Source organism: Pedococcus soli, from assembly GCF_054782575.1.
This window is the reverse complement of sequence record NZ_BAAGSF010000004.1, coordinates 1,425,679-1,448,211: the sequence shown is the minus strand read 5'-3', so window position 1 is coordinate 1,448,211 and position 22,533 is coordinate 1,425,679. Positions and strand designations below refer to the sequence as shown.

The following is a 22,533-nucleotide window of genomic DNA, read 5'->3' as shown; positions in this document are numbered from 1 at the left end:
GGTGTCGGTATCGACGACACGGAATCCGCCCCCGCGAGATCCGTCATGACTTGCACCCCTTGCGCATCGCTTTCGGCCGAAGGTAGACCCCCACGGTCGACCTGTTAATGGCTCCTGCAGAAGTCATCAACCGGCTCCGCCAGCCTTGCAGGACAAGGGTTTCGACCTGTACGCCGCGCAACGGACGGTGATCCACCCCAGGTGGAGTAGCGCTGTCTACGTACTCACCTCATACCGATGGTGGAGTTCGCGAACACGAGCCGTTCGCTCGGTCCCGCAGGGACGAAGGGGTCGACCCTCGGCACCGTTCGCCTGACGTAGGGATACGCAAAAGGAACTAGTCCCAAAAATAGTCACTCCCGCGCCCCGCCCCGAGGGGTGGACGGGCGGAGCAGCAGGCCTCAGGCGGGGCTGTGGAACTTCTGCTGGGCCGTCTGCAGGCCCTCCGTGACGACCATCTCCGCCGCGTCGGCGGCGGCGTCGAGCAGGAACGGCAGCTCCTTGCGCTCGGTCGGCGAGAAGTCGCGCAGGACGAAGTCGGCGGCGTCCATCCGGCCGGGCGGCCGCCCGATCCCCACCCGCACGCGCAGGTAGTCCTTGGTGCCCAGGGAGGAGCTGATCGAGCGCAGGCCGTTGTGGCCGCCCTCGCCGCCGCCCTTCTTGAGCCGGACGTCACCGGCAGGGATGTCGAGCTCGTCGTGGATGACCACGAGGTGGTCGGGGTCCACGGAGAAGAAGGACATGAGGGCCTTCACCGGACCGCCGGACTCGTTCATGTACGACAGCGGGACGCCGATGACAGCGCGGGGGCCGGGAGCGCCGCCGGGCAGCATGCCGATCCTGATCGTCGCCGCAACGGCCCGCGCCTTGTGCTTCGTGAGGGACGCCGACCCCCGTCGGGCCAGCTCGTCGACGACCATCGCACCGACGTTGTGGCGGTTTCCCGCGTAGGTGGGCCCGGGGTTGCCGAGCCCGACCACCAGCCACGTCCCGTCTGCACTCACGGGCGGCAAGTATGCCGGAAGGCCGGGTCCGTCGCGGACCCGGCCTTCCTGTGTGGAGCAGTGGTGGAGCCTGTGGCGCGGCCGCTGGGCCGCGCCGATGGCACGGCTCGCGCCGTGCCGGTGGGACTCAGGCGTCCTCGGACTCGGCCTTCGCGCCGTCCGTGGACTCGCCCTCGGCAGCAGCGGAGTCGCCCTCGGCGGCGGCGTCCTCGTCGGACTCCTCGCGCTCGATGCCGGCCTCTTCCTCGGCCTCGGCGAGCTCGGCGTCCAGCTCCTCCTGCGAGATCTGCTGGGTGATGTTGACGACGAGGGTCTCCTCGTCGACGATCAGCGTCGCGCCGCGGGGCAGCTCGACGTCGGACGCCTTGATCTGCGTGCCGGCCTGGAGGCCCTCGACCGAGATGACGATGTTCTCGGGGATGTGGGTGGCCTCGACCTCGAGCTGCAGGGTCTGGGAGTCCAGCGTGACCACGGTCTCGGGGGCGGCGTCGCCCTCGAGGTGCACGGGCACGTCCACGGTGACCTTCTCGCCCTTGCGGACGACGACGAGGTCGATGTGCTCGATGACCGGCTTGATGGCGTCGCGCTGCACGTCCTTGGCCAGGGCGAGCTGCTCGTCACCGTCGATGACGATGGTGAGGAGGGCGTTGGCGGTCTTGAGCGCCATCATCGTCTCGTGGCCGGGGAGGGTGATGTGCACCGGCTCCGCGCCGTGGCCGTACATGACGGCGGGGATCTTGTGGTCGCGGCGGATCTTGCGCGCGGCGCCCTTGCCGAACTGCGTGCGCTTCTCGGCGTTGAGCGTGAGGTTGGTGTCAGACACGGGGACTCCTTGGACGGGGACTCGAGTAGGCGGTGGGCCTCGACGCGGGGCGCAGCACGGAGACCACACCGCGTCGAATTACGGACGTGACCGGCCCCCAGGTGGTGGCAGCCGTGCAGTGTCCCTCGCCGAGGCAACCCGGAGAGTCTAGGCGACGCCTGCGGGGAGAGGGAAATCCGCGTCGTCCGCCGCGGCCGTCGCCCGGGCCGAACGCTCGCGGCGCAGCTCGCCGAGGCGGACGGCGACCACGCCCCCGACGATGCAGACCCCGCCCAGCAGCTGGACCAGGCCCGGCAGCTCGCCGAGCAGCACCCACGCGAACAGCACCGCGAAGAGCACCTCGGTCAGCCCCACGAAGGACGCGGCCGTGGAGCCGAGGATGCGGGCGGCCGTGACCCCGAGCAGGTATGCCGCGGCGGCGGCCACGAGGGCCAGCTCACCGACCGCGACCCACCAGGGCACGTCCGCGCCGCGCAGGACCACGTCGGTGGCGACGAAGTGCATCGGCAGCACACCGACCCCACCGAGCACACCGAGGCCGACCGCCCCGGCGCCCATGCCGAGACCGGCCAGGGCGACCGGCGGGAGGTGGCTCTCCTCGGCCGCGAGGACGAAGAAGGTCGCCAGGCCCGCGGCGGCGACCAGCCCCCAGCCGACACCGACGAGGTCGGGCGCGGCCTGGCCACCGAGGTCGAGCACGAGCGCGAGCCCGCCGATCGCGAGCACGACCCCGAGCCCGGTGAGGGCACTGGGGGCCCGCCGGGTGCGCGCCCAGACGAACAGCACGACAAGGACGACACCGAGGTACTCCAGCAGCAGGGCGACCCCGACGTCGAGGCGCTGGACCGCGTAGAAGTAGGCGACCTGGCAGCCGGCGACGGCCACGGCGCCATACGTGAGGACGGCAGCGAGGTTCTCCCGCACGAGGTGCCACCGACCACGCAGGGCGAGCACGGTCGGGACGGCGAGGACGAGCGTGGCGCCGGCGACGCGGAGCAGGACGATCGCCCCCGAGCTCCAGCCCTCGACGAGCAGGGACTTGGCGAACGGGCCGCTGCTGCCGAACGTCGCCGCCGACGCGAGGGCGAGCCAGAGGCCGACCGCGGTGGACCGTGGGTGCATGACACGCCTCGCTTCGTCGTCAGAGATCTTGTCAGGAGCAAAACTCCTTATACTCGTGACGGTACCGATGGTTCATGTCAGGAGTCAACATGTTGTTCGCCCATGACACCGAGGAAGCCTTGCGCGGCTGCGCGGCCCTGGTCAACACGGCCGCGACCCTGCCCACGGACACCGACGACCTGCAGACCCTCCCCGAGCTCGACACGTTCGTGCGCGAGTGGCAGTGGACCGGTTCGCGCGCCCACGACGCCGCCGAGCTCGAGGCGGTGCGCGCCCTCAGGCCGCGGTTGCGCGAGCTGTGGACCGCGGACACGGACCGCGCCGTCGAGCTCGTCAACACGCTGCTCGCCGAGGCCGACGCCCTCCCCCAGCTCGTGCGCCACGACGGGTGGACCTGGCACCTGCACGCGACGCCGCCCGAGGCCCCGCTGTCGACCCGGATGGCCGTCGAGGCGGCCATGGCGATGGTCGACGTGATCCGCGCCGACCAGCTGGCCCGGCTGCGCACGTGCGCGGCCGACGACTGCGAGGACGTCGTCGTCGACCTGTCGAAGAACAGGTCGAAGCGCTACTGCGACGGCGGTTGCGGGAACCGCGCCAACGTCGCCGCCTACCGCGCGCGCAGGGCCTCGACCGGCTGACCCGCGGCCACGGTGGCCCTGTCCTCAGGGCGTGGACGCACTGTGCTCAGGCGTGGCCGTCGAACAGGCTCGTCACCGAGCCGTCCTCGAAGACCTCCTGGATCGCACGGCTGATGAGCGGGGCGATCGACAGGGTCGTCAGCTTGTCGAAGTCGTGCGCCTCGTCGATCGGCAGCGTGTCGGTGACGATGACCTCCTGCGCGGTGCAGGCCTTGAGCCGGTCGACCGCGGGACCGGAGAGGATCGCGTGCGTCGCGGCGATGACCACGCCGGCCGCACCGTCCGCCATGAGGGCGTCGGCGGCCTTGGTGATGGTGCCGCCGGTGTCGATCATGTCGTCGACCAGGACGCAGATGCGGCCCTTGACCTCACCGACGACCCGGTTCGCGACGGTCTCGTTCGGCCGGTTGATGTCCCGCGTCTTGTGGATGAACGCCAGCGGCGCGTGACCGAGGCGCTCGGACCACTGCTCGGCGACCTTGATACGACCGGCGTCGGGCGAGACGACCGCGAGCTTCTCGTTCCCGTACTTCTCGCGCACGTAGTCCGACAGGATCGGCAGCGCCATGAGGTGGTCGACGGGACCGTCGAAGAAACCCTGGATCTGCGCGGTGTGCAGGTCGACAGCCATGAGGCGGTTGGCCCCGGCGGTCTTGAACAGGTCGGCCATGAGGCGGGCCGAGATCGGCTCACGACCACGGTGCTTCTTGTCCTGACGGGCGTACCCGTAGAACGGCAGCACCACGGTGATGCGCTTGGCGGAGGCGCGCTTGAGCGCGTCGATCATGATGAGCTGCTCCATGATCGCCTCGTTGAGCGGCGCGGTGTGGCTCTGGATCACGAACGCGTCGGAGCCGCGCACCGACTCCTCGTACCGCACGTAGATCTCACCGTTCGCGAAGTCGTAGGCGCTGGTCGGCACGAGGCCGGTCCCCAGCATCCGGGCGACGTCCTCGGCGAGCCCGGGGTGGGCCCTGCCGGAGAAGACCATGAGGTTCTTCTCGGTGGTCTTGAGGATGCCGGTCACGCCTGGCCCTGCCCTTCCGTGGAGTCTTCGGTATGCGGCGCAGCTGCCTTCGCGGCCTGCGCCGCCCTGGCGGCCTTGTCGGTCTTCGTGCCGGCGCGGGCGCGGGCCACCCAGCCGTCGATGTTCTTCTGCCGTCCGCGGGCCACCGCGATCTGGCCCGGGTCGACGTCACCGGTCACTGCGGAGCCGGCGCCGACGTACGCGCCGTCGGCGATGGTGACCGGCGCGACGAGCACCGAGTTGGAGCCCACGAAGCTGTGCCGCCCGATCGTCGTGTGGTGCTTCTTGACGCCGTCGTAGTTGGCGAAGATCGTCCCCGCGCCGATGTTGGCGCCCTCACCGATGGTGACGTCACCGGCATACGTGAGGTGCGGGACCTTGGCACCGTCGGCGATCTTCGCGTTCTTGGTCTCGACGAAACCGCCGATCTTGCCCTGCGCGCCGAGCTCGGTGCCGGGGCGCAGGTAGCTGAACGGACCCACCGTCGCGCCCGCGCCGATGACGGCGAGCAGGGCCTCGGTGCGCTTGACCTCGGCCCCCTCCCCCACCTCGGTGTCGGTGAGGGTGGTGTCGGGGCCGATGACGGCTGTCGCACCGATGGTCGTCGCCCCGAGCAGCTGGGTGCCGGGCAGGACGGTGGCGTCACGGCCGATGGTGACGTCCGTGTCGATCCACGTGGTGTCGGGGTCGATGATCGTGACGCCCTCACGCATCCAGCGCTCGGTGGTGCGGCGGTTGAGCTCCTTGCCGAGGCGGGCGAGCTGCACCCGGTCGTTCACGCCCTCGGTCTGCCACAGGTCCTCGATGAGGTGGGCGCTGACCCGGCCGCCGGCGCCGCGGGCGATGGCCAGCACGTCGGTGAGGTACTTCTCTCCCTGGGCGTTGTCGGTGCCGACCTTGGCCAGGGCCTCACGCAGGACCGTCGCGTCGAAGGCGTAGATCCCCGAGTTGATCTCGGTGATCGCGCGCTGCTGCTCGGTGGCGTCCTTCTGCTCGACGATCCCCTCGACGCCGCCGTCGGCGTCCCGCAGGATCCGGCCGTACCCCGTGGGGTCGGCGAGGTGGGCCGTGATCACGGTTGCGGCGCTGCCGGACTCCGCGTGCTCGGCGAGCAGCGACACCAGGGTGTCGCCGGCGAGCAGGGGGACGTCGCCGTACGTGACGAGGATGGTGCCCTCGAGGTCGGCGGGGAGCACGTCGAGGGCGCACTCCGTGGCGCGGCCGGTGCCCTTGACCTCGTCCTGGTCCGCGATGACCGCGGAGGAGTCGACCTCTGCGACGTGGGCGGCGACGAGGTCGCGCTCGTGGCGGACGACGACCGCGAGGTGCTCCGGCTGGGCCGCCCGGGCCGCTGCGATCGCGTGTCCGACGAGGGTCCGGCCCCCGATCCGGTGCAGGACCTTGGGGGTCGAGGACTTCATCCGGGTGCCCTCACCTGCGGCGAGGACGATGACTGCAGCGAGCCTGGGGGTGCCGTGGGGGACGTTCACGCGCGAGGACTCCAGAGATCTGGTCGGGTGCGACGGGTCGGGCGTCATGCTACCCGCCGGTCAGGTGCTGTTCGCCCCACGGTTGCCGACCCCGCGCAGGACGGGCGACCTGGTCCGTTCGGGCAGGTTCTCGGCCGGCGCGAACCCCTGGCCGTCCCTGTGGTGCGGTTCGTCCGGGTTGGGCGCACAGTGGTGGACATGACGGATCTGGGGGCGGCGTCGCAGCTCCACACTGAGGCAACACCGGCACCGGCTACCGAGCTGGACGGGCTGCTGTCCCGCTCCGCCCTCGGCGACACCACCGCCTTCGGGGACCTGTACGACCGCACCGCGGCGCGGTTCTACCACCTCGCCCTCACCGTGCTCGGTGACCACGGCCGGGCCGAGGAGACCACCCGGGCTGCCTACGCCCAGATCTGGGCCACCGCCCGGGACTTCGACGCCCTGCAGCACCGGCCGTTGAGCTGGATGACGACGATCGTCTACGACCTCGCCCGCTCGGCACGCGGACCCCGGGCCGCCTGACGTTCTCGTCAGGACGGCTGCCCCGGGAGTCAGCACCGTCCTCAGCACGTCGCGCGCGCCGCGACCCGGTGGACTCGTCAATGCTCATGCGCAACCGGGGCGTGGACCATCGCCCGCTCAGGTCGTGGCGGGGTGGAAGCGAGGCCGAGTTCGGGCTCGTCCTCCGGTGCGTTGTCGCCATTCGTCGAGGGTGGTCTCGTAGGAGCCGACCGTCAGGTCCCACTCGACCTGGGGTCTGCCGTGCTCGAGGCGGACCCTGCCGCCGTAGCGGTGCGTGTGCACCACCGTGTGGTGCGCCCGGCACAACAGGGCAGCGTTGTCGAGGTCCGTCGGCCCGCCGTCGGCCCAGTGGACCAGGTGGTGCGCGTCGGTCCACGCCGCAGGCTTCGAACAGCCGGGGAAGGTGCAGTGCCGGTCCCGCAACCACAGGTGCCGGACCTGGGCCCGGTCGAACAACCGCCGCCCCATCCCCTGGTCCAACACCTCACCACGGGTGCCCAGGACCACGGGAACGACCTGGGCGTCGCATGCCATCCGACGCACCGCCCCCACCGTCAGGACCTCACCATCGAGGGTCATCCCGGCGCCGCGGCACCGGCCCTGCAGGACCTCGAGCCCGATCGTGACCACCACCGAGGTCTTCGCCTGACGAGGCACCCCGCCGGGCGCGGACACGGCCCGGGACACCAGGTCCAGCAACGCATCCGCGCGACGGGCTGCCGGGGTCCGGGTGTCGAGCTCACCGGTGTCCTCGTCCCGCCGCGGCCTGGCCAGCGCATCGACGGCGGCGTCGACGACCGCGGCGCCTTCCTCGTCCAGCAGCAGCGTGTACCGGGACATCCCCACCGGACCACGCGACTTCACCAGCGACCGGTGGTCCCGACGTACCTGCGCGTCCCGCTCCACCGCCCCGTCCGAGCGCGCCACATCCGTGGTGCGCCTGACAGCGACCCCCAACGTGCGCTCGTCCCAACCCCACCTGCCCCGTGCCGCATCCACCAGGTCAGCCGTCGCCCCGGCCAACCAGGCCGGCTCGGCCAACCCACGGATCCCGCGGTGGAACCGGCACAGCTGCGCCGCCTTGGACACGGGCAACGACCCGGCCCGCTCCTGCGCATCACCCGAGGCGGCTGCAGCGACCGCGTCGGCGACCTCGTCCAACCGGTGGTCGCCGAGCTCGGGACCAACCCCGTCGAGGACCGCGGTCGCGACGACGTGAGCGTCGAGCAGGTCCTTGGTAGGCAGGGACGGCGCCATGGCGCGCGCCCAGTCGACCGCGCCCCACCCCTGGCCCGAACCCAGGCTGCGACCCTTGGCCTCTGCGAGCACCGCGACCAGCTGGGCCGCAACAGCCGCGTGCACCTCAGCCAGCACGCCGAGCGCGTCACCGACCTCGGCGTCGGACAACGCCCACAACCGATCTGCGGCACCGTCGGTCATCGCCTCCAGGGCGACCCGCGCGCCACCCAGCACCGGACGGGCCGCACCCTTGCGTGCACCACCACCGAAGGTGGGGTGCGACGTGCCCGGAGCGATCGCCATACCGAGGACACTATCGGCGACCACTGACAGGGCACCGGCACCATCCACAGGCCCAGCGTCGTTGCGCAGCAACGGAATCGGGCCGGGACCGATCCGTCAGGAGGTGAGGTGCGCGAACGCCACGATGTTGTCGACGTAGTGACCCGTGGACTGGTCGAAGGCACCGCCGCAGGTGATGAGCCGGAGCTCGGCGCGGCCCTTCGTGTCGCCGTAGACGGTCATGGTCGGGAAGTCCGCCTTCGAGTAGCGCGCGACACGGTCGACAACGAAGCGCGCCGTCGAACCGTCCTTGCGGGCCACGGACACGGTGGCGCCCTTCTTCAACGATCCCAGGCGGTAGAACACGGCGGGACCGGACTTGCTGTCGACGTGGGCACCGATGACCGCGGGGCCGAACTCACCCGGGGTCGGGCCGTTGGCGTACCAGCCGGCCCTGCCGAAGTCGGTCGGGGCCTGCAGCTTGCCGCTCTTGTCGAGACCGAGGTCGACGATGCCCTTGGTGTCGACACCGATCGACGGGATCTTCAGCGAGACGGGCGCGCTCGGTCCCATGATCGGACCGAAGTCCGCGGTGCTGGGAGCAGCGGTCTTCCCGGTCGCGGAGGTGGGTGACGACGTCGGGCTCGGCGAGGAGGACGAGGGTGCCGGCGTGACCGACGGTGCGGACTGGGCTGCGTCGGGCTGCGGCGGGGTATCGGTTCCCGAGAAAGACTTCGCGACGAGGAACCCACCGACCCCGAGAAGCACGACGGTGACCGCCGCGGCAATGCTGCCGCGACGGCCACCGAACTTCGTGATGTCAGACATCAGACGCGGTTACGAGCCTTGCGAGCAGTGAAGGCACCGGTGCCGACAGCCGCCATGAGCAGGCCGCCACCGAGGAGGAGCATGCCCTCGTTGTTCGGGGTGGACGTGCCACCCGCGCCGGTGTCCATGCCGCCGGCGGGAGCGGCGTTCAGGACGCCACAGATGGCCGGGTCAGTGGCCTCGGTGGGCAGGCTCGGGTCGAGGTCGCTCTTGGTGGTGCCGTCGTACTTGCCGTCGTTGTTGTGGTCGACGCCGTGGACGACGACGACGGACTTGCCGGCAGCGATGGCCGCGGCAACCTCCGGGGCGACGTTGATGCTGCCGCGCTCGTAGTTGATCTTGCCGCCGGGGGCGGTGTCGAAGCGGTCGACGGCGAGGCCGCTCTTGGGCGAGGTGTCGCCGGTCTTGGTGAGCGAGACCACGATGCCGCCGTATGCCGGGCCACCGTCACTCGTGTTGATGGTGCCGTCGCCCTTGGCGTCGTCACCGGCGACCGGGCACTCGTGGCGAGCGTCGGCACCGAAGTGGATGTGGGCCGCGTGCGGCGCGTCGGGGAGCAGGCCGTTGGCGGCCATGGTCACGTCGATGCGGGTGCCGTGCACGGTCACCATCGCGGTGCCGCTGCCCTTGACACCGTTCAACGCGACGGGACGCAGCGTCGCCATGGTGTTGCCGTCAGCAGCCTGGGCGACACCTGCACCGAGGAACGGCAGGAGCACTGCAGAGCCGAGGGCGACAGAGGCAATCTTCGAGGTAGTGCGCATTCTGGTATCTCCTTGATTCGCGGCCGCATCGGGCCGCACTGGGAACCACGCTTGTGTAGGTACTTCGGTGCCCGGCGTGGAACGGACTGGTGCAAGGGCCAACTAGTTTCTGGTCGGCCTGCTGGGATCGTGAACGTCGCCATGGCTGCGCATCAGCGACAGGGCCACCAGGGCCCCGGCAGCTGCCACGCCCTCCGCGACGGCACTGAGCGTCTTCTCGGCGAACCACACCGGCTCGTACATCGCCGGCAGGGGGCCGATGGCAGGGATGTTGAGGTAGCGGTAGAGAACGACGGCCACGACAGCACTCAGACCGACGACGAACGCCGCCAGGAAGGCCTTTCCGCTGCCGCGCCAGAGCACCCAGAGGGCCACGACGACGGCAGCGGCTGCTTCGATACGGAAGAGGTTGCCGGCGCCGATCCCGCTCGGCGCCGACTGCTGGTATCCCCCGGCCAGCCGGAGGTGAACCACCGCATCGACGACGAGCGCGGCCGCTACGAGCACACGCAGCATCCATGCGGTCGCACCTCGGGCGATACCGATCCGTTCTGCGGTGGTGGAGGTCACTTGACGACCAGCATCCCGCTCATGTTGCTGTGGAAGGTGCAGGTGATCTTGTAGGTGCCGGGCTTGCTCGGCGCGGTCATGGTGGCGGTGCCTTTGGGGTCAACCTTCACGTCGAACCCGCCGTCCTTGGACGTGACCGTGTGGGCCTGTGAGTCATCGTTCTTGATGGTGATCTTCGTGCCCGGCGCCACCGACGCCGGCACCTTGTAGGCGAAGTCGGCGATCGAGATGACCGCTGCTGCCGCCGCATCTGCACTCGTCGAGGGGGACGGCTCAGCCGAGCTGCTGCTGGTGCTGCTGCTCGAGTCCGACGGCATCGGCATGGACGACATGGACGTCGAGGAGGTGGAGGGCGACGAGGTGTTGTCCGAGTTCGACGAGCCACAGGCAGCCAGGCCGAGGGCCAGAACGGGGACGAGGGCGATGAGTGTGATCTTGCGGGTCATGTGATGCCTCCGGATCAGGTGGTCGATGTGACGGCCACGGGGAGGAGTTCGGCGCCGAGCGCAATCCGGGTTGGCGACGCACCCCGGGCGGCCGGCGATCGCCCTGCCCCGCGTCGCTCGAACCTGCTGCGATCGACCTGCCGGGCGGCTACCGTCGTCCGTCACAGGGGGTGGGTGACGATGACCGTCGCGGGAGCAGGGACTGCTGTGGAGCCATCGGCCGCGGCCGGCCCGCGGCGGACGCGGGGGCGCGCCCTCGGAATGGGCATCGTGGTCGTGGTGATGGTCGTGGTCGGTCTCACCTGGGCCGCGCGCTACGACCCCCTGGTACCCGGCAGCCTGACAGGTCTGGACGGCGCCACTGCCGGGAAGGTGCACGACCCGATCTTCGGCGACGCATTCGTGATCAACGGTGACCCGGGCACCAGAGCGACTTTCGTCTACTCGCTGCGCAACGACGGCCGACTCCCCGTCCGGCTGCGCGGGGTGAACCGCGATGCCGGACTGCCCGAGGACCTCACGATCCGATGGGGGACGCCGGTGAAGTCCTCCGCCACCCGTCCCACCGACACCCCTGTCGCAACCACGGCCTCCGTGGAGCTCGGGCCCGGGGAACAGGTTCCGATGTGGGTGAGCGTCTCCAAGCCAGACTGCGCTGACGGCAGCGGCATCAGCGAGTACCTCGAGACGATCCCGGTGGAGTGGTCGGCGTTGGTGATCCCGCATGTCCACGACGTCACCCTGACCCCGACCCGGATGCCGTTCATCGTGCTTTGCAGGCCGTGACCCGGCTCCCTCGCGTCACAATTCTTTTGCTCCTGCCACCGCCTGCGGCCTAACGTCGACGTGCCGAGGGATGGCCTTCCAGGGTCGGCCCGGCTCCAGCCGAACGAAGGTGCAGACGTGGCGTCCAGCGAGCTCGCAGAACTCTGTTTCGACGCGCACGATCCCGTCAGGGTCGGGCGCTTCTGGGCAGGAGTGCTGGGCCGAGAGCTGTCGGAGGACGCCGAGCACGGGGTGGTCCTGCCGTCGGACGGTGACGCAGGGTTCCAGATCCGGTTCCTGCCCACCGGGGCGCAGAAGACCCAGCCCAACCAGATCCACTTCGACCTGACCAGCGCCTCCCTCGAGGACCAGCAGGACACCGTGGACCGCGCCCTCGCGTTGGGTGGGAGGCACCTCGACATCGGCCAGGGCCCTGACGTCGACCACGTCGTGCTGGCCGATCCCGAGGGGAACGAGTTCTGCGTGATCCCGCCCGGCAACAACTTCCTCGCCGACACCGCACCGATCGGTGCCCTGTCCTCCGACGGCAGCCAGCAGGTGGGCTACTTCTGGAGCGCTGCGCTCGACTGGCCGCTGGTGTGGGACCAGGACGAGGAGACCGCCATCCAGTCGCCAGCCGGTGGCACCAAGATCAGCTGGGGCGGTCCGCCGGTCCTCGAGAAGCTGACGAAGAACCGGCTCCACCTCAACCTCACACCGCGCGATCCCGCCGGCGCCGACCGCGAGGTCGAACGCCTCCTCTCCCTCGGCGCCGCGAGGTCGACCGTCGAGCAGTGCGGCGAGGGATGGGTCGCGATGACCGATCCCGACGGGAACGAGTTCTGCCTCCGGGCCGCGAACCCGACCTGACGCGGCATACTCGGCGGCATGTCCCCGAGCGACTCGCTGCGACGAACCCTCGTAGCGAGGGCCGCCGAGGTGGACGAGACCGAGGTCCTGACGTTCGTCGCCTCGCGCGGACCGTGGTTCGGCTTCAACGGCACAACCACGTATGTCGTCACGGCCCGGTCCCTGTGGTGCGCGCGGAACGGCCTCCGGACGCTCTTCGGCGGGGAGCCCACCGTCACGAGGTGGCCGGTGGAGGCGTGTGACGCCTCGCTATCCGGGACCCGCGGCATCCTGTTGCGGACGCCCGCCGGCCAGCACTCCCTGAAGCTCGCCTCCGCAGCTGAGGCAAGGGCTGCGGCCTCTGCACTCGGCCGGTGACGGCCCGTCAGCCCTCCACGCCGACCGCGGTCACGCCGGCTCCTTGAACTTCCACGCCGCCGCCCACATGGCGCCGATGGCAGCGACGACGGCAACGACGAGCAGGGCCACTGCGATGACCACTCGAGCGCCCTCGACCGAGGCGCGGTCCTGGGGTGGGAGCACGGCCTGACCGATGGAGAGGGCCAGCGCCGACGTGAAGCCGCCTGCGAGGACGTACCGGGTGCTGATGCGCTCCTGGTGGGTCCGAGCGGGGCGGGCCTGACCGACATGGCGCAGGACTCGACCGAATGCGCGGTCGCGCACCACCAGTGCGGCGAGGTGGGACAGGGTCGCCAGGAACCACATCCACCAGAAGCCCCGGCCGGTCCACGCAGAGATGATCGTGTTGCCGAGGCAGAAGGCACCCACCCCGCCGTTGAGCACGAGGTGGAGACGACTGCTGAGCACCTCACGCAGCTGCACGAGCTGGTCCTCGGTGCGGCTGGCCAGATGGGCGTCGCTCGTCAGGTGGAACGACATCCAGATGCCGAGGAGGCCCAGCGTGAGCCAGATGCCTGGGGCGACGAGGTACCGAACCATGACCGGATGGTGCCAGACGGTGCCGTCGCACGCCGGCGACCTCAGCCGCCAGGGCCACTCCAGCCGGGGTTCCCGTCCATCCCGAGCAGGGGGCCCATGCTCACGAGGTAGGACACCGCGGGTTCGAGCCTGGGCACCAGCGCGCTGTCGGCGAGGAACCTCCGCGTGGGCTCGATGACCCCCGAGTCCGTGAAGGCGTTCGTGCTGAGGACGTGTTCGGCGACCCCCGCGCACCAGGCCACCGCGAGCACACCTTCCTCCTGCGCAGAGGCGGCGCCACGGCCTCCGATCACGGCGAGGAGCCTTGCCCGCTCCCGGCGCGCGACGGCGAGGTCGGGCCTGCGTCGTGGCGCCATCCATCGCCGCACGGGACGCGGGACCTCCTCGGCCATCCCCTGCCTCGCCAGGTCCGCGCCGACGGCGTCCCAGTTATGGGAACCCATCGCGTTGATGGCGTGGATGACTCGGAGCGGCTCCCTCCCTCCGGACTCCTCGAGCGCGGCAGCCCAGCGCCCGATGAGAGCGTCCGAGGGCGACTCACCGGTGCACACGACCTCGCGCTGGCCGGACGAGTCGACCCACGTTGCCGCACCACTGCCGACGACGTCGACGAGCGCCGCCGCGGCCACGGCGACCCCCATCGCACCGACCCGCGGCCGGAACAGCTGCTCGTCCTGCCCCAGCAACCAGAGCACGCGAGCGACCGACAGCTCCCCCATCACCGGAGCGTCCCACGTCGAGCCACAAGGCACGAGCGGAGCAACACCCTCCGATGGTCCGCCCCGGGGCTGGAGTAACCCGCGCGCCTCGGAACGGCGCTCCCCGGGTAGGAATCGAACCTACGTCGCTTGTCCTGATTCAAAGTCAGGCGGGCCCTGCCAGCAGACCAACCGGGGAACGTCCCGCGGAGGGACCTGCAAAGGGTAGCCAATCCGCGGCGGTGCCCTCACCCCGCTGGACCTCGCGGTCCGGCCACGCGGCACACCGGTCGGGCGGGGCGGGGGCAACAGGCATGATGGAGCGTGTGAGCAGCAGCCATGACAAGCCCGTGACCACGGTCGCGAAGTCGCGCATGACCGGGAAGCAGCGTCGCGAGCAGCTCATCGACGTGGGCAGGAAGTTGTTTGCCGACAAGGGTTTCGAGGGTACGACCGTCGAGGAGATCGCCGCGAAGGCCAACGTCTCCAAGCCGGTCGTCTACGAGCACTTCGGGGGCAAGGAGGGCTTGTACGCCGTCGTGGTCGACCGTGAGATCGCCGCCCTCCTCAGCCTCGTCACCGGAGCGCTGACCGCCGACCTCAACAGTCGCCAGACCCTGGAACGCGCAGCCATGGCCCTGCTCGACTACATCGAGAGCTCCACCGACGGGTTCCGGATCCTCGTCCGCGACAGCCCGCCCGGGCAGTCGACCGGTTCGTTCGCGAGCCTCATGTCCGACGTCGCGAGCCAGGTCGAGCACATCCTCGCGGCCGAGTTCAAGCGCCGGAAGATCGACCCCAAGACCGCCCCCCTCTATGCCCAGATGCTCGTCGGCATGGTGGCCCTCACCGGCCAGTGGTGGCTCGACTCGCGCAAGATGAAGAAGGCCGACGTCGCCGCCCACCTCGTCAACCTCGCGTGGAACGGCCTCGCCAACCTCGAGAACAAGCCGACCCTCGCCATCACCGCCAAGTAGGCCGCTGGCGCGCCCGGCGGTCAGGCACCGGTGCGGTGGGCCACGGCGAACACCCGCCGGAACGCCAGGATCACCCCCACCGGCGTGCGGGGGTATGCCGCGCGGAGCCGCGCGTCGTAGTCCGCCAGGAACGCCGCTCGTTCCGTCTCGTCGTCGAGCGCCTCGAGAACCGGCCGCAACCCGGTCCCTCGCACCCACTCGAGCACCGGGTTGTCCTGCGCACCACCGGGGTCGAGGACGTGCTGGTAGGTCGTCTCCCACCCGTCGACCTCGCAGCCGAGGGCGCCGAGCTCCACGACGTACCGGGCCGGGTCGTGGACGGCCAGCCGGTCGAGCGCAGGAGCGAGCCGGTCCGCCGCGGGGTGGTCCGCCGCCGTCTCACGCATGAGCGCGTGAGAGGGAGCGTCGTTGTTGCCGGGCACCTGCATCGCGAACCAGCCGCCGGGAGCGAGCGCCTGCACCCAGGCGCGGACGAGCGCGAGGTGACCGGGCACCCACTGCAACGTCGCGTTGGTGACGATGACGTCCGGGGCCGCCCCGAGCGAGCCCACGTCCCACGACGCGACATCGGCGTCCACCCACTCGACCCGCCCCTCGGCGTCGAGCTCTCGAGCCGCGTCCAACATCTCCGGCGAGTGGTCCACGCCCACGACGCGCGCGTCGGGCCACCGGCGGGCGAGCCCCAACGTCAGCGGGCCGTTGCCGCAACCGAGGTCGACGACCAGACCGGGCGAGCTCGCACCGACCCGGGCCATGAGGTCCCCGAAGGGGCGCGACCGGTGGTCGGAGAACTTGGCGTACTGCGTCGGGTCCCAGTGGGTGCTCATGTCCTCATGATGCCCCTCACTTCTCTTGATATCAAGATACTTGATGAGGGGTACAGTTCTCGCCATGAGTCCCCGACGCCCAGGACCGGTCGTGCCACCGGCCGACGACGTGGACCACATCGTCGAGGCCTGGCGGCGCGAGCGCCCCGACCTCGACGTCGCCCCGTTGCAGGTGTTCTCCCGCGTCTCCCGCCTCGCCCGCCGCCTGGACCTCGACCGCGCGCAGGCGTTCGCGCTGCACCAGCTCGAGGGGTGGGAGTTCGACGTCCTCTCGGCCCTGCGCCGCGCCGGCGACCCCTACGAGCTCTCCCCCGGGCAGCTGATCCGCCAGACCCTCGTCACCAGCGGCACCATGACCAACCGCGTGGACCGGCTCGAGCGTCGCGGCCTCGTCGGCCGCAGCCCCGACCCCACCGACCGCCGCGGCGTCATCGTCCGGCTCACCCCGGCGGGGCAGCAGGCGGTTGACGCCGCGATGGCCGACCTCCTCGACCGCGAGCGCACGCTGCTCGCCGAGCTGTCCCCCAAGGACCACGAGGAGCTTGCGGCGATGCTGCGCCGCCTCCTCTCGCCGTTCGAGGTCTGAGGCTCCTCAGCCGACGATCTCCGCCGCGGCCAGCCACTCCAGCTCGAGGTTCTCGCGCTCGTCGACGATCTCGCGCAGCTGGCCGTTGAGCTCGAGCACCTTCGCGTGGTCGGCGGCGGCCTCTGCCATCGCGAGGTGGATCTTGTCCTCGCGCTGCGTCAGCCGGGTCAGCTGCTTCTCGATCCGCGCCATGTCCTTGCGCGCCTCGCGCAGCTCGGCCGGGCTCGGCCCGGACGTGCCGGCGACCGGAGCGTTGTCCACCCGCGCGGACGTCGAAATGGCTTCTCTCGCAGCAGATTCGATCGCCGCGTGCCGGAGCTCGAGGTACTGGTCGACACCGCCAGGGAGCTGTCGGAGCTTGCCGTCGCCGAGCAGGGCGACCTGCCGGTCGCAGGCCCGCTCGAGCAGGTAGCGGTCGTGCGAGACGACGAGCAGCGTGCCGGCCCAGCCGTCGAGGACGTCCTCGAGCGAGGTCAGGGTCTCGATGTCGAGGTCGTTGGTGGGCTCGTCGAGCAGCAGCACGTTGGGCTCGTCCATGAGCAGCCTGGTCAGCTGCAGCCGTCGTCGCTCACCACCGGACAGGTCGGAGACCCGGGTCTGCTGCCGCCCGCCGGTGAACCCCAGGCGCGTGGCGAGCTGGGACGCCGAGATCTCCTTGGGCCCGAGCCGCACGAACTTGCGGACGTCCTCGATCGCCTCGATGACTCGCCAGTCGGCATACCGCTCCAGCTCCCTGACCTCCTGCGAGAGGTAGGCCAGGCGCACGGTGATGCCCTGCTTGCGCTTGCCCGAGGCCAGCGGCAGCTGACCCGCGATGGCGCGCAGGAGGGTGGACTTGCCCGCACCGTTGACCCCCACGACCCCGATGCGTTCGCCGGGCGCGAGGTGCCAGGTGAGCCGGTCGAGCAGGACCCGGTCACCGAGGGCGACGGTCGCGTCGATGAGGTCGACGACGTCCTTGCCCAGGCGCGTGGTGGCGAACCTCAGCAGCTCGACGTCGTCGCGCGGGGGCGGCTCGTCGGCGATGAGGGTGTTGGCCGCGTCGATGCGGAACTTCGGCTTGGACGTCCTGGCCGGCGGGCCCCGGCGCAGCCAGGCGAGCTCCTTGCGGAGAAGGTTGTCGCGCCGCTCGGCGGTCACCTGCGCCATCCGCTCGCGCTCGGCCTTCGCGAGCACGTATGCCGCGTAGCCGCCCTCGAAGGCGTTGACCGTGCCGTCCACGACCTCCCACGTGTTCGTGGCGATGGCGTCGAGGAACCACCGGTCGTGGGTGATCGCGACGACGGCGTTGTCAGGACGGGCTCGGTGACGGACCAGGTGCTCGGCCAGCCACGCGACCCCCTCGACGTCGAGGTGGTTGGTGGGTTCGTCGAGGAACAGCACGGTCGGGTCCTGCACGAGCAGGCGGGCGAGCGCCAGCCGACGGCGTTCGCCACCGGACATCGGACCGATCGTCGCCTCGAAACCGCCCACGGACTGAGCCTCGATGCCCCCGAGCAGGCCCGTCAGCACGTCGCGCACGCGGGCGTCACCGGCCCAGACGTGCTCGGCGAGGTCGCCGAGCACCACCTCGCGCACGGTGTGGGTGGGGTCGAGGACGTCCTCCTGGGCGAGCACTCCCAGGCTGGAGACCCCGGCGCGGGTCACCCGTCCGGAGTCGACCTCCCGCTGGCCGGCGAGGACGCTGAGCAGGGTCGTCTTGCCGCCGCCGTTGCGGCCGACGATGCCGATGCGGTCGCCACCGAGGACACCGAGGGACACCTCGTCGAGGACCTGGGCGGTGCCGAGGGCCAGGGAGGCGCGCTCGACACTGATGAGGTTCGCCATCAGCCGGGCCGCGGTCCGCTGATCTCGTGGGCACCGTGCGCGGGGCCGGTGGCGCGCCGGACGTCCTGCACCGCGCCCGAGGCCGTCAGCGACACGGCCAGGTCGAGGGCGGCCTCGTTGTTCTCCACCACGAACGCCACGGTCGGTCCCGAACCGGAGACGACGCCGCCGAGGGCCCCGAACTCCAGGCCTGCGTCGAGCACGTCACCCAGCGCCGGCATGAGCGAGATCGCCGCCGCCTGCAGGTCGTTCTGCAGCGCCTCGCCGAGGGCACGCGGGTCGCCGGAGCGCAGTGCCTGCATCATCTGCGGGCTCGGTGAGGGGTCCTTGACGGCCTGGTCGCCGCGCAGCCGGTCGCACTCGGCGTACACGGCCGGCGTGGACAGTCCGGTCTCGCTGAGCGCGAACACCCAGTGGAAGCTGCCCCGTGCCAGCACGGGTGCCAGCACCTCGCCGCGCCCGGATCCCATCGAGGTGCCGCCGGAGAGCAGGAAGGGGACGTCGCTCCCGAGCTCGGCCGCGATGTGCTCGAGCTCGGTCCGGGGCAGCGCCAGACCCCACAGCCGGTCGCACGCGACCAGGGCGGCCGCGGCGTCGGCCGAACCACCCGCCATACCGCCCATCACGGGGATGTCCTTGCGGATGCTCACGTGCACGGGCTCGCGCACCTCGCCGACCTCGGCGAGCATGCGCGCGGCCCGGAGGGCGAGGTTGCTCTCGTCCACCGGCACCCCGAGGGACTGCGGGCCCGAGACCCCCACCCCCCAGTCGTCCGCGGCGGCGACGGTGACCTCGTCGTAGAGGCTCACGGCGTGGTAGACGGTCGCCAGCGGGTGGTAGCCGTCCTCACGGGGCGCACCGACGAGCAGCTCGAGGTTGACCTTGGCCGGGACCCGCACCGTCACGGACGACGGCATCACGGCGGCAGAGGTCATGGTCGCAACCCTAACGGGGACGGCCGCACCGCGCGGATCAGCACAGCCGCCGGCACCTGGGGGCCCTCGAGGACCGACGCCTCACACATCTGCACAGAACCTTCACATGATCTCCGCCGACCCTCCTCGCGCTCCTCCTACGCTCGAACCGTGAGCCACCCACCCCGTGTCCTGGTCGTCGAGGACGAGCCGACCATCGCCGACGCCATCACCGCCCGCCTCGTCGCCGAGGGCTTCGACGCGCAGCAGGTGCACGACGGGCTGGTGGCCCTCGACCACGCCGCGACGTGGGACCCCCAGGTCGTCGTCCTCGACGTCATGCTGCCGGGGCTCGACGGACTCGAGGTGTGCCGCCGCCTCCAGGCGACCCGACCGGTGCCGGTCCTCATGCTCACCGCACGCGACGACGAGACCGACCTGCTGGTGGGCCTCGGCATCGGCGCGGACGACTACATGACCAAGCCGTTCTCGATGCGCGAGCTCGTGGCCCGGCTCCGCGTCCTGCTGCGCCGGGTCGAGCGGGCTGCCGAGGCGCACGCCCCCGCCCCCACCGTCGCCGTCAACGGCGTGCGGATCGACGGCGCGCAGCGCAGGGTCTGGGCGGGCGACGCAGAGGTGCACCTCACCCCCACCGAGTTCGACCTGCTCGCCTGCCTCGCCGCCCGTCCCGGCACCGTCCTGTCCAGGGAGGCACTGCTCGCCGAGGTGTGGGGCTGGGCCGACGCCTCCGGCACCCGCACCGTCGACAGCCACGTGAAGTCGTTGCGCCGCAAGCTCGGCGCCGACCGCGTCCGCACGGTCCACGGCGTCGGCTACGCCCTGGAGCCGGGCGCGTGAACTACGACCTGCGTCCCCTCGACCGGGCCCGTTCCATCAAGACCAAGCTCGGCCTGCTGGTCGCCGTGACGATCACCGTGGCGTCGGTCCTCGCCGTGGTGGGCACGCGCCTCGGCGTCTCGCCGTGGGCGACGGTGCCGGTCGCGGTCGTGGCCGCCCTCGTGGTCACCCAGCTCCTGGCCCGCGGCATGACCTCGCCGCTGCGGGAGATGACGGTGGCGGCGCAGCGCATGGCGCAGGGCGACTACTCCCAGCGCGTGCGCGCCACCTCCGGCGACGAGGTGGGCGAGCTGGCGCGGGCGTTCAACCGGATGTCGGCGACCCTCGAGCTGGTGGACCGGCACCGTCGCGACCTCGTCGCCAACGTCTCGCACGAGCTGCGGACCCCGATCTCCGCGCTCCAGGCCGTCCTGGAGAACCTCGTCGACGGCGTCTCCGAACCCGGCCCCGAGGAGCTGCGGTCAGCCCTGGCCCAGACCGAGCGACTGGGGCGCCTCGTCGGCGACCTCCTCGACCTGTCCCGCGTGGAGGAGGGCGTGACACCCCTCCAGGTCGCGGAGGTCGACGTCGCCGAGCTCCTCGAGGAGGCCGTCGCGCAGGCCCGGACCGACGGCTTGCGCTACTCCGTGGTGGTCTCACCTCCCGGACTGCGGCTGTCGGCGGACGCGGACCGCCTGCACCAGCTGCTCGCCAACCTCCTCGACAACGCCGCCCGCCACAGCCCGCGCGACGGCGAGATCAGGGTGGCGGCCGTCGCCGAGGGCGACCGGGTCCGCCTCGACGTCGCCGACGACGGACCGGGCATCGCCCCGGCCGAACGCGGCCTCGTGTTCGAGCGGTTCACCACGAGCGCAGCCCACAACAGCGGCACCGGGCTGGGCCTGGCCATCTCGCGCTGGGTCGTCCAGCTGCACGGCGGCACCATCGCCGTCGCCGACAGCGAGCACGGCTGCCGCATCGAGGTGCTGCTACCCGTCGACCCCACCCGTCCGACCACGACCAAGGAGCCCGTCATGAGCACCCTGACCCCGCCGGCACCCTCGCAGCCACCCCTGCCCGCGCCGGCCCGTGACACCCTCACCTCGTTCTGGCCCGACGCGGACCGGCGCCGGCCGGGCCTCGTGGGGGCAGCTGCCGCGTCCGGCATCCTCGCCGCCCTGGTGCTGCCCGACCACCGCATCGGGCTCGGCGCAGCACTCGTGCTCGCGGCCATCTGCGCCACGGTGCTCGCGACGCGCACCCGCCGGGCCGGCAGGGGCACCTGGTCCTGGACGGACACCGCCGACGTCGCCGTCGTCGTCCTGCTGCTCGTCACCCTGGTGCTGCGCGACGCCGCGTGGATCACGGTGCTCTGCCTGCTGGCGGCGCTGGCCCTCGTCGCCGTGGGCTCGACCCGTGCGAGCTCCGTCCTCGGCACCGTCGGGTCCGCCGTGGCCGTCCCCCTGGCCGGCCTGCGCGGTCTCCCCTGGCTGGGGCGCACGCTGCGACCCCGCGGCGGCACGCAGAGCTGGCTCCCGGCCGTGCGCGCCGGGCTCCTGTCCGCCGTCCTGCTCCTCGTGTTCGGGTCGCTGTTCGCCTCAGCGGACGCCCTCTTCGCGACCTGGGTCGACGCGATCACCCCGGACATCACCTGGAACGACCTGCCCGCCCGTACGGTCCTGGCCCTCTTCGTCGCGGGCGGCACCCTCGCGGCGGCCTACGTGGGCCTCGCCCCTCCCGCCGTCGACCGCCTCCAGCCGCGGCTGCGTCCCAGCCGCCGCCCCTTCGAGTGGCTGGCCCCGATCGCGGCCGTCAACGCCGTCTTCGCCGCCTTCCTCGTGGCCCAGGCGACCGCGCTCTTCGGTGGCCACGACTACCTCCGGCGGACGACCGGGCTGACGTACGCCGACTACGTCCACGAGGGGTTCGGCCAGCTGACCGTGGCGACCGTGCTCACCCTCACCGTCGTCGCCTGGGCCAGCCACAAGGCCGAGCCGTCCCGGCGCCGTGACGTGGCGCTCGGCGCCCTGTGCCTGATGACCATCGTCGTGGTCGTCTCCGCCCTGCACCGGATGAGCCTCTACGAGGAGGCGTACGGCTTCACCCGGCTCCGGCTGCTCGTCTCGGTCTTCGAGGGCTGGCTCGGCCTCGTGCTGGTGATGGTCCTCGTCGCCGGGGTCGTGGGCGGGCGCCGGTGGCTCGTCCCGGTCGCCGTCCGGACCGGAGCGCTCGGGCTGCTGGGCCTGGCCCTGGTCAACCCCGACCTCTACATCGCCGAGCACAACCTCTCCCGCACGCAGGCCACCACTCCCGTCGACTACGCCTACCTGCGGTCGCTGTCCGCGGACGCCCTCCCCGCGATCGTCCGGCTGCCGGACGCCGAGTTCGCCTGCGCGGTGCGCGGCCTCCAGGTGCCGGTCCGCGGCGACTGGCTCGACTTCAACCTCGCCCGCGAGCGGGGCGCGGACCAGCTCGCCGAGCGCACCGCGTCGGGGGCCGGCTCGGCCGTCGTCTGCCCGACGACGCCCTGAG

At 71.4% G+C, this 22,533-nt stretch carries 24 protein-coding genes and 1 tRNA gene; 9 read left to right on the top strand and 16 right to left on the bottom strand.

Annotated features, from left to right (window positions below):
• Positions 1 to 401 precede the first annotated feature (401 nt).
• From pth to ACYVKF_RS12960, 3 genes are all read right to left on the bottom strand, one after another.
• On the bottom strand, positions 402 to 1,004 hold the full coding sequence (gene pth, locus ACYVKF_RS12970; RefSeq protein ID WP_056916568.1) for an aminoacyl-tRNA hydrolase: 603 nt from the start codon (positions 1,002 to 1,004) through the stop codon (positions 402 to 404).
• A 127-nt stretch (positions 1,005 to 1,131) separates the two neighbouring features.
• Positions 1,132 to 1,827, bottom strand: coding sequence for a 50S ribosomal protein L25/general stress protein Ctc (locus tag ACYVKF_RS12965; protein ID WP_460966855.1), 696 nt, complete (start codon positions 1,825 to 1,827; stop codon positions 1,132 to 1,134).
• Between the two features lie 147 nt (positions 1,828 to 1,974).
• Positions 1,975 to 2,949 (bottom strand): EamA family transporter, encoded by a 975-nt coding sequence (locus ACYVKF_RS12960; RefSeq protein WP_460966853.1) that lies wholly within the window; start codon positions 2,947 to 2,949, stop codon positions 1,975 to 1,977.
• Between the two features lie 89 nt (positions 2,950 to 3,038).
• Here ACYVKF_RS12960 and ACYVKF_RS12955 point away from each other — a divergent pair, with 89 nt between their 5' ends.
• The gene (locus tag ACYVKF_RS12955; protein WP_460966942.1) at positions 3,039 to 3,590 is read left to right on the top strand and encodes a CGNR zinc finger domain-containing protein; all 552 of its coding nucleotides are present in this window, start codon (positions 3,039 to 3,041) and stop codon (positions 3,588 to 3,590) included.
• A gap of 46 nt (positions 3,591 to 3,636) precedes the next feature.
• Here the strand turns inward: ACYVKF_RS12955 and ACYVKF_RS12950 are convergent, their stop codons facing one another.
• Positions 3,637 to 4,617: a ribose-phosphate diphosphokinase gene (locus tag ACYVKF_RS12950; protein WP_056916564.1), complete on the bottom strand. Its 981-nt coding sequence runs from the start codon at positions 4,615 to 4,617 to the stop codon at positions 3,637 to 3,639.
• On the bottom strand, positions 4,614 to 6,155 hold the full coding sequence (gene glmU, locus ACYVKF_RS12945) for a bifunctional UDP-N-acetylglucosamine diphosphorylase/glucosamine-1-phosphate N-acetyltransferase GlmU (protein WP_460966851.1): 1,542 nt from the start codon (positions 6,153 to 6,155) through the stop codon (positions 4,614 to 4,616). The genes ACYVKF_RS12950 and glmU overlap by 4 nt, the downstream gene beginning before the upstream one ends.
• Before the next feature lie 150 nt (positions 6,156 to 6,305).
• On the opposite strand from glmU, the gene ACYVKF_RS12940 reads away from it, so the two are divergent.
• Positions 6,306 to 6,632, top strand: a complete 327-nt coding sequence (locus tag ACYVKF_RS12940) for a sigma-70 family RNA polymerase sigma factor (protein ID WP_460966849.1) — start codon at positions 6,306 to 6,308, stop codon at positions 6,630 to 6,632.
• Positions 6,633 to 6,749: 117 nt separating this feature from the next.
• Here ACYVKF_RS12940 and ACYVKF_RS12935 read toward each other — a convergent pair whose 3' ends face one another.
• The 5 genes from ACYVKF_RS12935 to ACYVKF_RS12915 all read right to left on the bottom strand — a co-directional run bounded on the left by ACYVKF_RS12935 (position 6,750) and on the right by ACYVKF_RS12915 (position 10,761).
• The gene (locus ACYVKF_RS12935; RefSeq protein WP_460966847.1) at positions 6,750 to 8,174 is read right to left on the bottom strand and encodes an HNH endonuclease signature motif containing protein; all 1,425 of its coding nucleotides are present in this window, start codon (positions 8,172 to 8,174) and stop codon (positions 6,750 to 6,752) included.
• A 96-nt stretch (positions 8,175 to 8,270) separates the two neighbouring features.
• Positions 8,271 to 8,981 (bottom strand): class F sortase, encoded by a 711-nt coding sequence (locus ACYVKF_RS12930; RefSeq protein WP_460966845.1) that lies wholly within the window; start codon positions 8,979 to 8,981, stop codon positions 8,271 to 8,273.
• Positions 8,981 to 9,745, bottom strand: a complete 765-nt coding sequence (locus ACYVKF_RS12925; protein ID WP_460966843.1) for a hypothetical protein — start codon at positions 9,743 to 9,745, stop codon at positions 8,981 to 8,983. Before ACYVKF_RS12925 ends, ACYVKF_RS12930 begins: the two co-directional genes overlap by 1 nt.
• 102 nt (positions 9,746 to 9,847) lie before the next feature.
• A complete protein-coding gene (locus tag ACYVKF_RS12920) occupies positions 9,848 to 10,315 on the bottom strand; it encodes a hypothetical protein (RefSeq protein ID WP_460966841.1) in 468 nt (155 codons plus the stop codon).
• Positions 10,312 to 10,761 (bottom strand): cupredoxin domain-containing protein, encoded by a 450-nt coding sequence (locus tag ACYVKF_RS12915; RefSeq protein WP_460966839.1) that lies wholly within the window; start codon positions 10,759 to 10,761, stop codon positions 10,312 to 10,314. Before ACYVKF_RS12915 ends, ACYVKF_RS12920 begins: the two co-directional genes overlap by 4 nt.
• A 279-nt stretch (positions 10,762 to 11,040) precedes the next feature.
• Between ACYVKF_RS12915 and ACYVKF_RS12910 the strand changes: the two genes are divergently transcribed.
• The 3 genes from ACYVKF_RS12910 to ACYVKF_RS12900 all read left to right on the top strand — a co-directional run bounded on the left by ACYVKF_RS12910 (position 11,041) and on the right by ACYVKF_RS12900 (position 12,753).
• Entirely contained in the window at positions 11,041 to 11,547 is a 507-nt protein-coding gene (locus ACYVKF_RS12910) for a hypothetical protein (RefSeq protein ID WP_460966837.1), read from the top strand.
• Between the two features lie 117 nt (positions 11,548 to 11,664).
• Positions 11,665 to 12,396: a VOC family protein gene (locus tag ACYVKF_RS12905; RefSeq protein ID WP_460966835.1), complete on the top strand. Its 732-nt coding sequence runs from the start codon at positions 11,665 to 11,667 to the stop codon at positions 12,394 to 12,396.
• 18 nt (positions 12,397 to 12,414) lie between these two features.
• Positions 12,415 to 12,753 (top strand): hypothetical protein, encoded by a 339-nt coding sequence (locus ACYVKF_RS12900; protein WP_460966834.1) that lies wholly within the window; start codon positions 12,415 to 12,417, stop codon positions 12,751 to 12,753.
• A 30-nt stretch (positions 12,754 to 12,783) separates the two neighbouring features.
• On the opposite strand, the gene ACYVKF_RS12895 is transcribed toward ACYVKF_RS12900, so the two are convergent.
• The 3 genes from ACYVKF_RS12895 to ACYVKF_RS12885 form a co-directional block, all read right to left on the bottom strand.
• Positions 12,784 to 13,335, bottom strand: coding sequence for a hypothetical protein (locus ACYVKF_RS12895; protein WP_460966832.1), 552 nt, complete (start codon positions 13,333 to 13,335; stop codon positions 12,784 to 12,786).
• A gap of 41 nt (positions 13,336 to 13,376) precedes the next feature.
• On the bottom strand, positions 13,377 to 14,054 hold the full coding sequence (locus ACYVKF_RS12890; protein WP_460966830.1) for a GPP34 family phosphoprotein: 678 nt from the start codon (positions 14,052 to 14,054) through the stop codon (positions 13,377 to 13,379).
• A gap of 99 nt (positions 14,055 to 14,153) precedes the next feature.
• Positions 14,154 to 14,232: transfer RNA gene (locus tag ACYVKF_RS12885), tRNA-Gln, on the bottom strand.
• 175 nt (positions 14,233 to 14,407) lie between these two features.
• On the opposite strand from ACYVKF_RS12885, the gene ACYVKF_RS12880 reads away from it, so the two are divergent.
• On the top strand, positions 14,408 to 15,010 hold the full coding sequence (locus ACYVKF_RS12880; protein WP_056917417.1) for a TetR/AcrR family transcriptional regulator: 603 nt from the start codon (positions 14,408 to 14,410) through the stop codon (positions 15,008 to 15,010).
• A gap of 20 nt (positions 15,011 to 15,030) precedes the next feature.
• On the opposite strand, the gene ACYVKF_RS12875 is transcribed toward ACYVKF_RS12880, so the two are convergent.
• Positions 15,031 to 15,837, bottom strand: a complete 807-nt coding sequence (locus tag ACYVKF_RS12875; protein ID WP_460966829.1) for a methyltransferase domain-containing protein — start codon at positions 15,835 to 15,837, stop codon at positions 15,031 to 15,033.
• Positions 15,838 to 15,901: 64 nt separating this feature from the next.
• Here ACYVKF_RS12875 and ACYVKF_RS12870 point away from each other — a divergent pair, with 64 nt between their 5' ends.
• Positions 15,902 to 16,423, top strand: a complete 522-nt coding sequence (locus ACYVKF_RS12870) for a MarR family winged helix-turn-helix transcriptional regulator (protein ID WP_056919788.1) — start codon at positions 15,902 to 15,904, stop codon at positions 16,421 to 16,423.
• Between the two features lie 6 nt (positions 16,424 to 16,429).
• Here the strand turns inward: ACYVKF_RS12870 and ACYVKF_RS12865 are convergent, their stop codons facing one another.
• Complete coding sequence (locus ACYVKF_RS12865; RefSeq protein ID WP_460966827.1) at positions 16,430 to 18,250, bottom strand: ABC-F family ATP-binding cassette domain-containing protein; 1,821 nt, start codon at positions 18,248 to 18,250, stop codon at positions 16,430 to 16,432.
• The gene (locus tag ACYVKF_RS12860; RefSeq protein ID WP_460966825.1) at positions 18,250 to 19,185 is read right to left on the bottom strand and encodes a 4-(cytidine 5'-diphospho)-2-C-methyl-D-erythritol kinase; all 936 of its coding nucleotides are present in this window, start codon (positions 19,183 to 19,185) and stop codon (positions 18,250 to 18,252) included. Before ACYVKF_RS12860 ends, ACYVKF_RS12865 begins: the two co-directional genes overlap by 1 nt.
• Before the next feature lie 150 nt (positions 19,186 to 19,335).
• Between ACYVKF_RS12860 and ACYVKF_RS12855 the strand changes: the two genes are divergently transcribed.
• Together ACYVKF_RS12855 and ACYVKF_RS12850 are read left to right on the top strand one after the other, a co-directional pair.
• On the top strand, positions 19,336 to 20,022 hold the full coding sequence (locus ACYVKF_RS12855) for a response regulator transcription factor (RefSeq protein ID WP_460966823.1): 687 nt from the start codon (positions 19,336 to 19,338) through the stop codon (positions 20,020 to 20,022).
• Positions 20,019 to 22,532 carry a DUF4153 domain-containing protein gene (locus tag ACYVKF_RS12850; protein WP_460966821.1) on the top strand — a complete coding sequence of 838 codons (2,514 nt, stop codon included), beginning with the start codon at positions 20,019 to 20,021 and terminating at the stop codon, positions 22,530 to 22,532. The genes ACYVKF_RS12855 and ACYVKF_RS12850 overlap by 4 nt, the downstream gene beginning before the upstream one ends.
• The last annotated feature ends 1 nt before the right edge of the window (position 22,533 follow it).

Excerpts from the sequence above, each read along its gene's own strand:
- ACYVKF_RS12960 (WP_460966853.1), bottom strand. The coding sequence starts at position 2,949 with ATGCACCCACGGTCCACCGCGGTCGGCCTCTGGCTCGCCCTCGCGTCG.
- ACYVKF_RS12955 (WP_460966942.1), top strand. The coding sequence starts at position 3,039 with ATGTTGTTCGCCCATGACACCGAGGAAGCCTTGCGCGGCTGCGCGGCC.
- glmU (WP_460966851.1), bottom strand. The coding sequence starts at position 6,155 with ATGACGCCCGACCCGTCGCACCCGACCAGATCTCTGGAGTCCTCGCGC.
- ACYVKF_RS12940 (WP_460966849.1), top strand. The coding sequence starts at position 6,306 with ATGACGGATCTGGGGGCGGCGTCGCAGCTCCACACTGAGGCAACACCG.
- ACYVKF_RS12935 (WP_460966847.1), bottom strand. The coding sequence starts at position 8,174 with ATGGCGATCGCTCCGGGCACGTCGCACCCCACCTTCGGTGGTGGTGCA.
- ACYVKF_RS12930 (WP_460966845.1), bottom strand. The coding sequence starts at position 8,981 with ATGTCTGACATCACGAAGTTCGGTGGCCGTCGCGGCAGCATTGCCGCG.
- ACYVKF_RS12925 (WP_460966843.1), bottom strand. The coding sequence starts at position 9,745 with ATGCGCACTACCTCGAAGATTGCCTCTGTCGCCCTCGGCTCTGCAGTG.
- ACYVKF_RS12915 (WP_460966839.1), bottom strand. The coding sequence starts at position 10,761 with ATGACCCGCAAGATCACACTCATCGCCCTCGTCCCCGTTCTGGCCCTC.
- ACYVKF_RS12900 (WP_460966834.1), top strand. The coding sequence starts at position 12,415 with ATGTCCCCGAGCGACTCGCTGCGACGAACCCTCGTAGCGAGGGCCGCC.
- ACYVKF_RS12895 (WP_460966832.1), bottom strand. The coding sequence starts at position 13,335 with ATGGTTCGGTACCTCGTCGCCCCAGGCATCTGGCTCACGCTGGGCCTC.
- ACYVKF_RS12890 (WP_460966830.1), bottom strand. The coding sequence starts at position 14,054 with ATGGGGGAGCTGTCGGTCGCTCGCGTGCTCTGGTTGCTGGGGCAGGAC.
- ACYVKF_RS12880 (WP_056917417.1), top strand. The coding sequence starts at position 14,408 with ATGACCGGGAAGCAGCGTCGCGAGCAGCTCATCGACGTGGGCAGGAAG.
- ACYVKF_RS12875 (WP_460966829.1), bottom strand. The coding sequence starts at position 15,837 with ATGAGCACCCACTGGGACCCGACGCAGTACGCCAAGTTCTCCGACCAC.
- ACYVKF_RS12870 (WP_056919788.1), top strand. The coding sequence starts at position 15,902 with ATGAGTCCCCGACGCCCAGGACCGGTCGTGCCACCGGCCGACGACGTG.
- ACYVKF_RS12865 (WP_460966827.1), bottom strand. The coding sequence starts at position 18,250 with ATGGCGAACCTCATCAGTGTCGAGCGCGCCTCCCTGGCCCTCGGCACC.
- ACYVKF_RS12860 (WP_460966825.1), bottom strand. The coding sequence starts at position 19,185 with ATGACCTCTGCCGCCGTGATGCCGTCGTCCGTGACGGTGCGGGTCCCG.